Annotated in this window: 2 protein-coding genes; both read left to right on the top strand. The window is 71.8% G+C overall.

The genetic code is table 11. The features are described from left to right. Positions 1–36: 36 nt before the first annotated feature. Positions 37–10,821, top strand: coding sequence for an amino acid adenylation domain-containing protein (locus tag ACY34H_RS06365; RefSeq protein WP_464976640.1), 10,785 nt, complete (start codon positions 37–39; stop codon positions 10,819–10,821). A gap of 10 nt (positions 10,822–10,831) precedes the next feature. Then, the gene (locus tag ACY34H_RS06360; RefSeq protein ID WP_464976639.1) at positions 10,832–14,890 is read left to right on the top strand and encodes an amino acid adenylation domain-containing protein; all 4,059 of its coding nucleotides are present in this window, start codon (positions 10,832–10,834) and stop codon (positions 14,888–14,890) included. Positions 14,891–14,906: the final 16 nt, after the last annotated feature.

The following is a 14,906-nucleotide window of genomic DNA, read 5'->3' as shown; positions in this document are numbered from 1 at the left end:
ACTCGACCAAAACAATCAGGGGTAGAACAGATGAACATGCATGACGACTTCAATCCGCGCAACCTGGTGGACCTGCTGCGACAGCAGGCCGCCCGGCTGCCGGATTTCCCGGTCCTGACTTACCTGCGGGACGGCGAGGAAGCTGCCGCCACCGCCACCTTCGCCCAGCTGGACAGGGAAGCGCGCGCCATCGCCCAGGCGCTGGCCGACACCACGCAGCCGGGCGACCGCGTGATGCTGCTGTACCTGCCGGGCATGGAATTCACCAGCGCCTACTTCGGCTGCCTGTATGCCGGCCGGATCGCGGTGCCGCTGCCGCCGCCGCGGCCGGCCCGCCTGCAGCAGACGCTGGAAAAACTGCTGGCCATCGCCGCATCGGCCGCGCCGCGCGCCGTGCTGACCACGCGCCTGCTGGCCGACAAGGCCGCCGAATCGTTCGACGCCATGCCGGCCCTGCGCGGCATGGCCTGGATCGCCAGCGAGGAAGTCGACATGGCACGCGCCGCCGAATGGCAGTGCCCGCACATCGACCCGCAAGGCGTGGCCTTCCTGCAGTACACGTCCGGTTCCACCGCGCTGCCGAAAGGCGTGATGCTGACGCACGCGAACCTGCTGGCCAACACCGATTACTTTGCCCGCGGCTGCGCGCACGGCCCCGGTTCGAGCCTGCTGAACTGGCTGCCGCCGTTCCACGACCTCGGCCTGATCTATGGCCTGCTGACGCCGGTCCGGCTGGCGATCCGCGGCTACATCATGCCGAACGCATCGTTCGTGCAGCAGCCGTCGCGCTGGGTGCGCGCCATCAGTCGCTATCGCATCACGCACACCATGGGCCCCAATTTCGCCTTCGATCTCGCGATGAAAAGCGTCACCGCCGGCGAACTGGCGGAGCTCGACCTGTCGTGCTGGCAGGGCGCGCTGAACGGCGCCGAACCGGTGCGCATGGAAACCATGCGCGCCTTCACCGAAAAATTCGCGCAGGCGGGCTTCAATGCCGGCGTGTTCAATCCCAGCTGGGGCCTGGCCGAAGCCAGCTGCATCGTCACCGGCAGCCACCTGAAGACGGCAAAACCGGAGCCCAGCGGCCTGTTCGTGGATGCCCGCGCGCTGGAACGCCACTGCGTCGCAGTGCGCACCGGGGGCGGGCCGGGCACCGCGTGGCTGGCGTGCAGCGGCTACCCGATCGGCGACACCGAACTGGCGATCGTCGATCCCGCCACCCGGCGGCATTGCGCGGCGGACCGCGTGGGCGAGATCTGGGTGCGCAACGCCGCCGTCGGCGCCGGCTACTGGGAAAACCCGGAGCGCACCGAAGAGACCTTCGGCGGCGTGCTGGCGGACGACGCATCCGGCGACGACATGGGCCGCCGCTGGATGCGCACGGGCGACCTGGGCTTCCTGCACGGCGGGCAGGTCGTCATCGCCGGGCGCATGAAGGATGTGATCATCATCCGCGGGCGCAACCACTACCCGCAGGATATCGAGCATACCGTCGACAGCGCGCACCCGCTGCTGCGGCCGGCCGGCGCGGCCGCGTTCGCGGTACCGGTCGACGGCGAGGAGCAGCTGTGCGTGGTGGCGGAAACCGACCGCCGTTTCAACCCCGGGCGGGATACCGAGGAAGTGCTGACGGCCATCCGCCGCGGCATCGCCGACAGCCACGAGCTGAAGGTGGCCGGTATCGCGCTCATCCGTCAGGGCACGATCCCGAAGACCACCAGCGGCAAGGTGCAGCGGCGTGCCACCAGCGCGATGTTCCTGGACGGCACGCTGGAAGAAAAAGCCGGCTGGCGCAGCCCGGCACTGCTGGCGGCGCGGCAGCACGGCGATACCGCGGCAGCGCCGGTGTCGGCGGACGCGGCCCGCATCGAGGCGTGGCTGCGCGGGCGTGTGGCCGAGCTGGCCGGCCTGCCGGTCGAGGCGATCCGTCCCGAGCGCGCGTTTGCCGACTGGGGCCTCGATTCGAACGACGCGGTACGGCTGTCCGGCGAGCTCGAACGCCAGTTCCAGCTGACGCTGCCGACCACGCTGCTGTTCGACCATCCCACGCCGGCGGCCTGTGCCCGCCACCTGGCCGCGCTGGCCATGCCGGCGGCACCGCAGCCGCCGGCGGCTCCGGCGCGGGACAGCATCGTCGTCGTCGGCATGCATGGCCGCTTCCCCGGCGCGCCGGACCTGCCGTCGTTCTGGCAATTGCTGCGGGAAGGCCGCCGCTCGGTGGGCGCGCCATCGGCGGCGCGCGGTGCGCTCGGTGCCGCCGGCCAGGCCGGCTGGCTGGACGACATTGACGGCTTCGATGCGCCATTCTTCCACCTCGCCGCGCACGAAGCGGCGCGCATGGACCCGCGCCAGCGCCTGCTGCTGATGAGCGCCTGGCATGCGCTGGAAGCGGCGCGTATTCCGCGCGAACAGCTGGCCGGCAGCCGCACCGGCGTATTCGTCGGCATCAGCGGCCAGGAATACGGCCAGCGCGTGCTGGAGGAAACGGAAGGCAGCCATGCCGCCACCGGCGGCGCCAACAGCATCGTCGCCAACCGGCTGTCGTATTTCCTCGACCTGCGCGGCCCCAGCGTGGCCATCGACACCGCGTGCTCGTCGTCGCTGGTGGCGCTGCACATGGCCTGGCGCAGCCTGCGGGATGGCGAGTGCGATACCGCCATCGTGGCCGGCGTCAACCTGCTGCTCGACGAGCGGCTGTCGGCCACGCTGCGCCGCGCCGGCATGCTGTCGCCGAGCGGCGCCTGCCACAGCTTCGACGCGGCGGCCGACGGCTATGTGCGCGGCGAGGGCGTGGCCACCGTCGTGCTGCGCCGCCGCGACGTGGCCGAGGCGTACGGCAATCCCATCCTGGCCCGCATCGCCGGCAGCGCCGTCAACCAGGATGGCCGCAGCTTCGGCCTGACGGCGCCGAACGGCAACGCCCAGCAGCAGCTGGTGCGCGCCGCGCTGGAGGCCGCCGGCATCGACGGCGCCGCCGTGCAGTACGTGGAAGCGCATGGCACCGGCACCGCGCTGGGCGATCCGATCGAGTGGAACGCGCTGAACGCGGTTGTCGGCGCGGATCGTGGCGGCAACGGTGCGCCGTGCCTGGTCGGTACCGTGAAGGCCAATATCGGCCACCTGGAAGCGGCGGCCGGCCTGGCCGGCTTCGTCAAGGCCGTGCTGTGCCTGCGGCACCAGCAGGTGCCGCCCGTCGCCGGGCTGGCACGGCCCAATCCAAGGCTGGACCGTGCCGACGGCCGCCTGCAACTGGCCGACGGCAAGCCGCTGGCCGCACCGCTGCGCCACGTCGGCGTTACGTCGATGGGCTTCGGCGGCAGCAATGCCCACGTGATCCTCGAGCGCCACGATGGCATGGCACCGGCCGCCGTGCCATTGCCGGCCAGCTCCCTGGCCGTTGCCGTGCTGCCGGTTGGCGCCGAATCGGGCACGGCACTGGGCGCGCTGTGCCGTGCCTATGCCCGGCAACTGCGCGAAGAACCGGCCGCATTGCAGCGCGTGGCCCGCGCCGCCGCAACCGGCCGCGCCGCGCTGTCGCACCGCGCGGTGGCGATCGGTACCGATGCGGCGGATCTTGCCGCCCAGCTGGAAGGCGGCGCCGGCCTGCTGCGCGGCGACGTGACGGGCCGCGCGGCGCCCCGCATCGCCTTCGTGTTCGGCGGCCAGGGCGGGCAGCAGGCCGCGATGGGCGCGGAACTGTACCGCGACGTGCCGGCCTATCGCGACGCGTTCGATGCCGCCGCCGCCGCGTTCGCCAAGCATGGCGTTCCGGTTACGGAACACCTGTACGGCAGCAAGCCGCTGGATGACGCAACGCTGGCGCAGACCGCGTTTGCCCAGCCGGCGCTGTTCGCCTGCGAGTACGCGCTGGCGTGGACGCTGATGGCCGCCGGCATCCAGCCGTCCGCTGCGTTCGGCCACAGCCTGGGCGAATACGTGGCGGCCTGCATCGCCGGCGCCATCGACCTGGACGACGCGGCGCTGCTGGTCGCCACGCGCGCCCGGCTGATGGCGCGCTGCACCGGCGGCGCGATGCAGGCCGTCACCGGCCGGGCCGACCTGCTCGACAGCTGGCTGGCACACCTGCCGGCCGGCGTCGAGCTGGCCGCAGTCAATGCGCCCGGCGTGGTCACGCTGACCGGCCCGGCCCCGGCGCTGGATGCCGCCCGCGCGGCGGCGCAGGCCGCCGGTTTCACGGTGCAGCCGCTGCACGTCGAAACGGCCTTCCATTCCGCGTTGATGGACCCGGTGCTGGAGGAATTCGGCCGCGTGGCCGCCGGCATCGCCTACCGCGCGCCCGTGATCCCGCTGTACGGCAACCAGCATGGCACGCGGCTGGGGCAGGTCGACGGCGGCTACTGGACCGGCCACCTGCGCCGCACCGTGCGCTTCGCCGACTGTGTTGCCGCCGCCCAGGAGGACGGTACCGACGTCCTGCTGGAAATCGCCCCGCAGGCGGTACTGGCCGGGCTGCTGCGGCGCGGTGCCTCGCCGGGTACCGACGTGGTGTCGTGCGTGCCCGGCGGCCTGGCCGCGGCGCTGGGCCGGCTGTACTGCATCGGCGCGCGGCCAGACTGGGCGGCGCTGGTCGGCACGGAAACCGACCCGGCCGTCGCGCTGCCCGCTTACCCGTTCGATCTCGCTTCCCACTGGATTTCCCGTCTCGAGGTTCCCGTCATGAATGCTCCCCACATGCCCGCGGCGATGCATGCCGCCGATCCGGCTGCAAGCCCGGCTGCAAACCAGGCTGCAAGCCCGGCCACCGGTTCCGATACCGCCGGCTGGCTCCGTACCACGCTGGCCGAACTGCTGCGCTGCCCGGCGGACGCGGTGGACAAGCGCCGCAGCTTCCTCGAAAGCGGCGCCGACTCGCTGGTGCTGACGGAATTCGGCGGCCGCATCGAAACGCACTTCGGCGTGCGGGTCGAACTGCCCGCGCTGTTCGAAGGGCTCGACACGATCGAACGGCTGGCAGCGCACCTGGCGCCGCATGCCCCGGTGGCGGCCGCCGAACCGGCTGCACCGGTCGCCGCCATAGCCGCCACAGCCACCGACACCGCAACCAGCGCCGCAACCAGCGCCGCAACCAGCGCCGCCACGGCGCTTCCGGCCGTCGGCGGTCTCGGCGACCTGTCCCGCCTGTTCGAGCAGCAACTGGCCACGCTGCGCGACGTGATGGCGCTGCAGCTGTCGCAAGCCGGCGGCCAGGCCCCTCCCGCCACGCCGTCTGCGGTGCCGGCGAATCGCGTCCAGCCGGCCGCCGTTCAGCCGATCACTCCGCAGCCGGCCGCCGCGCCGGCGCTCGACAGCCGCAAGCAGGCCCACATCGACGAGCTGGCGCGTGCCTATACCGCGAAAACGGCCGGCTCGCGTGCCTACGCCGAGCAGCACCGCGCCGTGTTCGCCGACTACCGCAGCTCGCTGGGCTTCAAGCGCGCCACCAAGGAAATGATCTACCCGCTGGTGGTCGACCGCGGCATGGGCAGCCACGTCACCGACATCGACGGCAACGACTATGTCGACCTGACGATGGCCTTCGGTTCCTGCCTGTTCGGCCACAACCCGCCGATGGTCGTCGATGCGCTGCGCCGGCAACTGGTGGACGGCATCCAGGTCGGACCCAAGTCGCCGCTCTCCGGCCGGGCCGCCGCCCTGGTGGCGCGGTTGACCGGCGCCGAGCGCGTGGCTTTCGCCAACTCCGGCACCGAAGCCGTGATGACGGCCATCCGGCTGGCACGCGCCGTGACGGGCCGTACCCGCATCATCCGCTTCACCGGCTCCTACCACGGCCATGCCGATGCCACGCTGGCCAGCGCCGGCCGCAACGGCCCGGAAGGCCAGCCCGGCGCGCCAGGCGTGCCGGCGTCGAGCGCGCGCGAAGTGGTGATGCTGGAGTGGGGCACCGAAGCATCGCTGCAAACGATCCGCGAACTGGCGCCGCACGTGGCCGCCATCATCGCCGAGCCGGTGCAGAGCCGCCGGCCCGGCCTGCAGCCGAAGGCGTTCCTGCAGGCGCTGCGCGGCATCGCCGACGAAGCCGGCTGCGCGCTGATGTTCGACGAGATCATCACCGGCTTCCGGCTGCACGCCGGCGGTGCCCAGGCCTGGTATGGCGTGCAGGCCGATATCGCCACGTACGGCAAGGTGGCCGGCGGCGGCATGCCGGTCGGGATCGTTGCGGGCCGCGCGCGCTTCATGGATGCGATCGACGGCGGCGCCTGGCGCTACGGCGACGATTCCGCGCCGCGCCAGCCGCACACCTTCTTTGCCGGCACGTTCTCGGCGCATCCGCTGACGATGGCGTCGTGCATCGCCGTGCTGGAACGCATCGAGGCCGAAGGCGAAGAGCTGTACCGCACGCTGAACGGCCGCACCGCTCAGCTGGCGGCACGCCTGAACGCGCACTACGCCGCCGCCGGGTTCCCGATCCATGTCGATCACGCCGGCTCGCTGCTGCGCTTCGTGTTCTTCAACAATTTCAGCGTCGAGTTCCAGCCGCTCGAAGCCAACCTGTTCTTCTATCACATGACCCTGCGCGGCGTGTACATCTGGGAAGGCCATACCTGCTTCCTGACCACCGCGCACGACGATGCCGACATCGAACGCATCGTCGCCGCCGCCATCGACAGCGCCAATGCGATGCGCGCCGGCGGCTTCTTCCCGGCGGAGGGAGGCGGCGGTGGCATCGTCGCGGCGAAAGCCGGGGCGGCACCGCAGGAGGCGGCGCTGGCGCTGGACGATTTCGCGCTGGCCGCCTTTGCCGATGCCCTCGCCAGGCTGGGCTGGCGCGAGGATGCGGCGGCCCCGGTGGCACCGGCCCATGCCAGGCTGCTGAACCGCATGCTGGAACACCTGGGTACGGCCCGCGGCGACGCGCTGCGCCGGCTGGCCGCCACGCTGCCGCAGCGCCGCGCCGTGCTGTCGGAACGGCTGCCGCATGCCATTGCCGCGCTGGCGGCCCGCTGCGCAGAGGCCTTGCCGGACGTGCTGGCCGGCCGCCGCGAGGCGGTCGACGTGCTGTTCCGCGGCGAAGGTTTCGAGTGGCTGGCGCGCCTGTATGCGGAAGCGCCGGGGGCCGCCGCCGCCAACGAGCGCCTGGTCCAGGCCGTACTGGAATGCGAACGTGCCGCCGGCCGTCCGCTGCGCATCCTGGAAGCCGGCGCCGGCACCGGTACCGTGGCGCGCCAGCTGCTGGCCGGCCTTGGCGGCGGCAGCGAATACTGGTTCACCGACGTCTCACCGGCCTTCCTGGCCCGCGCCGAACGCGAGCTGGCGGACCGCCGTGTCACGTACCGGCGCTTCGACGTCACCCGTTCCGCGGCGGAACAGAAGATCGGCGGCAGGTTCGACGTGGTCATTGCCGCCAACGTGGTTCACGCCACGCCCGACGTGGCCGCCACGCTGGCCAACCTGGATACGCTGCTGGACGATGGCGGCACGCTGCTGCTGCAGGAATGCACCCATCCGCATGCGTGGCTGGACCTCGTCTTCGGCATTACCGAAGGCTGGTGGCAGCGCCAGGACACCGACGTGCGGCCCGCGCACGCGCTGCTGGCGCCGGAGCGCTGGCACGAGCGCCTCGCCGCCGCCGGCTTCATGCAGCCGGAAACCCTGATCCTCTCGGCCGGGCAGGCCGTGCTGAGGGCCCTGCCAGCGCGTGACCTGCTGCTGCCCATGTCGGATGCGCAGCGCCAGATCCTCGTCCACCTGGAACTGGGCGAGCAGATCGCACCGGCCTACAACGAGGGCGCGCTGTTCTGTGTGACGGGCGAGCTCGATGCCGACGTACTGGCGCAGGCATGGGCCGCGGCCGCGGCGCGCCACCCGCTGCTGCGTGCCCAGGTGGCCGGGCAGGGCGACGGTTTCGTCATCCCTGCCGATGCGTCCGTGACCACGCAGCAGGACGCCCTTCAGCAAGTTGACTTTTCGATGTTGGGCGATGGCGCGAAGGGCCGTGCGCGCGACTGGATCGCCGTGCGCCAGCGCACGCCGCTCGATCCGCGCCGCGGCCCGCTGGCCGGCGCCTGGCTGCTGCGCCTGCCGGCCGGCGAGGCCTGGCTGTACCTGCTGGCGCACCACCTGGTCATCGACGGCATGTCGTTCGGCCGGCTGGCCGGCGAGCTGTGGGCGCTGTATGGCGCGCTGAAGGACGGCGGCACGGCCGCACTGAAGCCGGTGCTGCCGGTGGCGGCGGCCTGCCATCAACTGGACGAGATCGACCCGGCCGCCGCCGCATACTGGCGCGAACGGCTGGCGCAGGTTCCGCCGGCGCCGGAACTGCCGACGGATCGCCCGCTGCCCGCCGTGCAGCGCTTCGAGGCGGGCCGCGTCACGCTGCGGCTGCCGGCGGCGATGCTGGATGCCGTGCGCAAGCTGGGTGCCGCCGCCCAGGCCACGCCGTTCATGACGCTGAACGCCGCCTGGCGCCTGCTGCTGGCCCGGCTGAGCGGCGCGGCAAGCTTCGTCATCGGCGTGCCGGTGTCGGTGCATCCGGCCGGCGCGGCCGAGTCGTATGTCGGCTTCGCCGTCAATGTGCTGCCGTTGACTGCCGGCGTGGTGCCGGAACAGCCGTTCACCGATTTCCTGCGCACCGTGCGCACCGAGGTGGCCGATGCGCTGTCGCACCGCGCATTCCCGTTCGCCGACATGGTGCGTGCCGCCGGCCTGGAGCGAGATCCGGCCCGTCCCGCCCTGGTGCAGGTGCTGTTCAACTGCGAGGCGCACGATGCCTGGCAGGGCGCCGGCGTCAGGACGCAAACCATGGTGCCGCCCGCCACGCACACGAAGTACGAACTGACGCTGGATGCGCTGCTGGCCGCCGACGGCATCGAACTGGTGCTGACGTATTCGTCGGCGCTGTTCGACGACACCACCGCGCAGGCCATGCTGCGCCGCTATGCCGGCCTGCTGGAACGGATCGCCGCCGCGCCTCAACAGCCGCTGGCTGCCTTCGATGTGCTGCTGCCCGAGGAACGCGAAGCGATCGCAGCGCAACCGGCGGTGGCGGTAAACGAAGGCTGCCTGCACCGCCTGGTCGAAGCGCAGGCCGCGCGCGCACCCGAGGCGGTGGCGCTGCGCTGCGCAAGCGAAACCCTGACGTTCGGTGAACTGGATGCGCGCGCCAACCGGCTGGCCCATGCGCTGCTGGCGCGCGGCATCGGGGCGGAGGACCGCGTCGCCGTGTGCCTGCCGCGCACGGCGGACCTGCCGGTGGCGCTGCTGGCCGTGCTGAAGGCCGGCGCGGCCTGGGTGCCGGTCGACCCGGCTTACCCGGCGGCGTACATCGACACCGTGCTGCGCCTGTCCGGCGCGGCGCTGGTGATCACCGCGGACGGTACCGGCGGCGTGGCGCTGGGCGCATGCCCGCGCTTCATCCTCGACGATGCCGCGCTGGCGGGCTGCCCGGAAGAAGCGCCTGCGCTCGACGTGTCGCCGCACCAGCTGGCATACGTGATCTTCACGTCCGGCTCCACCGGTGAACCGAAAGGCGTGGCGATCGAGCACCGCACCGTGTGCACCTTCCTGGACTGGGCCGCCGCCGAATTCACGGCCGAGGAACGGGCCGGCATGCTGGCCTCGACGTCGGTGTGCTTCGACCTGTCCGTGTTCGAGCTGTTCCTGCCGCTGGCGCACGGCGGCAAGGTTGTCCTGGTCGACAACGTGCTGGCGCTGACGCAGGAAGGCGATTTCGCCGACGTGACGCTGGTGAATACCGTGCCCAGCGCCGCCGCCGAACTGGCCCGCCAGCAGTGCTTGCCGCCGGCCGTGCGCGTGATGAACCTGGCCGGCGAAGCGCTGCCGCAGGTGCTGGTCGACCAGCTGCGCGCGCTGTGGCCACAACTGACCGTCTGCAACCTGTATGGCCCGACCGAGGACACCACGTATTCCACGTGGCTGCGCCTGGCCCCGGGCGAGGGCGGCAACGTGACGATCGGCCGGCCGCTGCCGGGCACCCGGCTGTATTTGCTCGATCCTTTGCTCGATGGCGGGCTGCAACCGGTACCCGCCGGCGCCCAGGGCGAGATCTGCCTGGCCGGCAACGGCCTGGCGCGCGGCTATCTGGGCCGCCCCGGCATGACCGCCGAGCGCTTCATGCCCGATCCGCTGTCCGGCATCGCCGGCAGCCGCATGTACCGCACCGGCGACCTGGGCCGGCTGCTGCCCGACGGCACCGTGGAATACCTGGGCCGCCGCGACGACCAGCTGAAGATCCGCGGCCACCGCGTGGAACTGGGCGCCATCGATGCGGCGCTGCGTGCCGTGCCCGGCGTCGATGCGGGCGCCGTCGTGGCGTATGGCGAACCGGCCCGGCTGGCGGCGTTCTACAGCGCCGGGGCCAGCCCGGATGACCTTGGCGACACCATCCGCACCGCGCTGGCCGGCCGCCTGCCGCGCTGGATGGTGCCGGCGTCCTTCCACCGGCTGGCGCAACTGCCGCTGACGCCGAACGGCAAGACCGACCGGCGCGCGCTGGCCGGACTGGCCGCATCGGCTTCTGGCGAGGCGCCCGGCGAAAACCGCCAGGCACCGCGCAACGCCGTCGAAGACGACCTGGTACAGCGCTTTGCCCGCCACTTGGGCCTGGCCCCCGAAGCGGTCGGCATCGACGGCGACTTCTTCGCGCTGGGCGGCCACTCGCTGCTGGCCACGCGGCTGCTGTTCGACGTGAACGAGCACTGGCACGCGGCGCTGCGCCTGTCCGACCTGATGACGCGGCCGACCGTGGCCGAACTGTCGCAAACCCTGCTGGCCGCGTTGGCCGATGGCGTCGGCGACCTGCATGAACTGGTGGCCGAAGTGTCCACCCATTCCGCGCTGTAAGGAGAAGCACATGGATATCATCGACAAGATCGCCGGCCTGTCCCGGACGCAGACCGAAGCGCTGCTGGCCCGCGTGCGCGAGCGGCGCGAGGGGGTGTCGCGCGGGCACGGCGTGCCGCAACTGGCGCCGGATGCCAGCCGGCGCCGCAAGCCCTTCCCGCTGACGGAAATCCAGCAGGCCTACTGGGTCGGCCGGCAGGGCAGTTTCGCGATGGGCAACGTGTCCGCCCATGGCTACCTGGAGGTCGAGGCGCATGGCGCGGACCTGCAGCGGCTGGAATGCGCGTTCAACCGCGTCATCGCCCGGCACGACATGCTGCGCGCCGTGATGCAGTCGGACGGCAACCAGCGCATCCTGGCCGACGTGCCGTACTACCGCTTCAGGGTCGAAGACCTGGCGGCGCTGCCGGCGGCGGAACGCGGCGAACGGCTGGCCGCGCTGCGCGAAGAACTGTCGCACCAGGTACTGCCGGCCGACGTGTGGCCGCTGTTCGAGATCCGCGCCAGCCGGCTGCCGGATGGCGTGCTGCGGCTGCACCTGTCGCTCGACGTGCTGATCCTGGATGCGCACAGCTTCGACCTGATCAGCGCCGACTGGCAGTACTACCACGATCACCCGGACGGCGAACTGGCGCCGCTGGCGTTCTCGTTTGCCGACTACGAAGCGGGACTGCGCCAGATGGAAGGCACGCCCGCGTTCCAGGAATCGCTGCACTACTGGCGCAACCGGCTCGACGACCTGCCGCCGTCGCCGGAGTTCCCGCTGGCGCGCAGCCCGGAATCGATCGCCGCGCCGAAGTTCACGCACCGCAGCCTGCGCCTGCCGCGGGCCGACTGGGAATCGCTGAAGAAACGCGCCGGCGCGCTGCGCATCACGCCGGCCGCGCTGCTGCTGTCGATCTATGCCTGCGTGGTGCGGCGCTGGTCGCAGTCGCCGCGCTTCACCCTGAACCTCACCCTGTTCAACCGGCTGCCGTTCCACCCCGACGTCGACCGCCTGGTCGGCGATTTCACCACGGTCACGCTGCTGGCGCTCGACCTGTCGACGCCGCGCCCCTTTGCCGACATCGCGCTGGGCGTGCAGCGGCAACTGTGGCAGGACCTCGACCACCGTGCCGTCAGCGGCGTGCGCGTGCTGCGCGAGCTCACGGAACGCCGGCGCGGCGCCGGCTCGGTGATGATGCCGGTGGTGTTTACCGGGGCGCTCAATGGCAACGGCAATGGCAACGGCAACGGCCAGGGCGAGGCGGAAGAGGTGCCGCTGGACTGGCTGGGCCATACCGCCTACGCCGTCACGCAGACGCCGCAGGTGTGGCTCGATTGCCAGGCCGGCGAATACGGCGGCGAACTCGCCATCGACTGGGACAGTGTCGACGAACTGTTCCAGCACGGCTTCGTCGACGCGATGTTCGATGCGTTCACCGGCCTGCTGCAACGCCTGGCCCGCGACGGTACCGCGTGGCACGATGCGCGGCTCGACCTGGTGCCGGCCGCCCAGCACGCACTGATGGCGCGCAGCAACGCCACGGCGGCGCCAGTGCCGGCCGGGCTGCTGCACGAGCCGCTGCTGGCGCAGTGCCGTGCGCGGCCGGACAGCCTGGCCGTGGCCGATGGCGAACGCACGCTGACGTTCGGCGCGCTGTACCGCGAAGCCAATGCGCTGGCCCATGCGCTGTGCGCCCGCGAAGTGCCGACCGGCGCGCTGGTGGCGGTGATGCTGCCGAAATCGGCTGCCCAGGTGGTCGCCGTGCTGGGCATCCTGGAAGCGGGCACGGCCTACCTGCCGATCGAGCCGGGCCTGCCGCAGGAACGCATCGACGAGGTGCTGCGCCTGTCCGGCGCGGCGGCCGTCGTCACCGATGCGGCCACGCTGCGCCAGCGTTCCATTACCGGCTGCCCGGTCATCGAGCTGGACACGCTGGCACCCGTCACGCCGCGGCCGCTGCCGACGCTGCGCGCGCCGGCCGACCTGGCGTACGTGATCTACACGTCCGGCTCGACCGGTACGCCGAAGGGCGTGGCCATCGACCACCGCGGCGCGCTGAACACCTGCGCCGATGTCAACGAGCGGATGCAGGTGGGCGCGGACGACCGCGTGCTGGGCCTGTCGGCACTGAACTTCGACCTGTCGGTGTGGGACATCTTCGGCGTGCTGGGCGCCGGCGGCGCGCTGGTGCTGCCGGCCGCCGGCCATGCGCGCGAGCCGGCGCACTGGGCCGGGATCATGTCGCGCCACGGCGTCACGCTGTGGAACACGGTGCCGGCACTGCTCGACCTGTACGTCGGCTACCTGCGCGACGTGGCCGAGCGGCCCGACCTGCGCCTGCGCGTGGCGATGATGAGCGGCGACTGGATCTCGCTGGCGCTGCCCACGCAACTGCGCACCTGGTGCCCCAACGCGGCCATTTACAGCCTGGGCGGCGCGACGGAGGCGTCGATCTGGTCGATCCTTCATCCGGTCGAGGAAGTCGACCCGGCCTGGCGCAGCATTCCGTACGGCCGGCCGATGGTCAACCAGAGCTTCCATGTGCGCGATGCGAACCTGGACCACTGCCCGGTCGGCGTGCCCGGCGAACTGTGCATCGGAGGCATCGGCGTGGCCATCGGCTACTGGAAAGATGGCGAGCGCACCGCGCAGGCCTTCGTCCATTGCCCGCACAGCGGTGCGCGGCTGTACCGTACCGGCGACCTGGGACGCTGGCTGCCGGACGGCACGCTGGAAATCCTCGGCCGCATCGATTTCCAGGTGAAGGTCAACGGCTACCGGGTCGAGCTGGGCGAGATCGAAAGCGCGATGAACGCCTGCCCGGGCGTGCAGACGGCGGTCGCCAATGTGGGCGCCGGAAAGTCCGGGCAGCTGGTCGGCTATTACCTGCGCGATGACGCCGGCAGTACCGGCAAGCTGCATGGCGTGCTGTCGCAACCCGGCCTGCGCCGCCTGCACGGTGTCGAGACGGCGCTTGGCGGCCTGGCGCCGCAGCGCATCGCGCGGCGTTCCACGCGGGTGTTCGCGGCGGACGTGGTGCCGCCCGCCGCGCTGGCCCGCCTGCTCGAACCGCTGCGCCAGGGCGGCGCGGACGGCATGCCCCGCTACCGCTATGCGTCGGCCGGCGGCCTGTACCCGGTGCAGCTGTACCTGCACGTCAGCCGCGTCGAAGGGATCGAACCCGGCATGTACTACTACCACCCGGTGCGCAACGCGCTGCAACGGGTGGCGACCGGCGTTGCGCTGGACATGGGGCCGGGCCTGGATCTCTACCCGCGGCGCAACCAGCCGGTCGCCGCCGCCGCCGCATTCCGCCTGTTCCTGGTCGGCTCGCGGCAGGCGATCGAGCCGCAGTACGGCGCCGCGGCAGCCACCCTGTGCCTGCTGGAGGCGGGCGCCATCAGCCACCTGCTGGAAGACGCCGCCGCCGCGGCCGGCCTGGGCCTCGTGCAGCTGGGCGGCTTCGATGCCGAACGGGCCGGCGATCCGTTCGCGCTCGGCGCCGATGCAATGTACCTGCACATGCTGGCGGGCGGCCTGCCGGGCGAGGAAGCACCCGACACCGAGGCGCCGTTGTCGAAGGCCGCGTTCGAGGACGGCCTGCGCGCCCACCTGGCGCGCCGCCTGCCGGAATACATGGTGCCGCGCCACTTCGTGCGGCTCGAATCGCTGCCGCTGTCGGCCAACGGCAAGGTGGACCGCAAGGCCCTGCCCGAACCGGTGGCGAAACCGGCGCAGCGTGCCGGGCGCCCGGGGAATGCCACGCATGCCGGCCCGCTGGCCGCGGAGATCTGCGCGTTGTGGGCCGAGGTGCTCGGCGTGGCGCAGGTCGGCCCGGACGACAACTTCTTCGACCTCGGCGGCACCTCGGTGGACATGATCCGCATCCACACGCGGCTGCAGCCGCGCCTGCCGCGCGAAACGAGCCTGCTCGACATGTTCTTCGGCCACCCGACCATTGGCGACCTGGTACGGCACGTGGAAGGCGACGCCGCACCGGCCGCCAGCGCGGGAATCAACGCAAACGCCAACGCAAAAACCAACGACAGCGCTCCGCGCGGCCGCCGCCGCCGGGCTCAATGAACCACATTCAGGGGAA

The sequence above is a fragment of the Pseudoduganella sp. jia 9 genome (genome assembly GCF_055502615.1).
The sequence above is the reverse complement of the archived record's forward strand: the minus strand, read 5'-3'. Positions and strand labels throughout refer to the sequence as shown.

Excerpts from the sequence above, each read along its gene's own strand:
- ACY34H_RS06365 (WP_464976640.1), top strand. The coding sequence starts at position 37 with ATGCATGACGACTTCAATCCGCGCAACCTGGTGGACCTGCTGCGACAG.
- ACY34H_RS06360 (WP_464976639.1), top strand. The coding sequence starts at position 10,832 with ATGGATATCATCGACAAGATCGCCGGCCTGTCCCGGACGCAGACCGAA.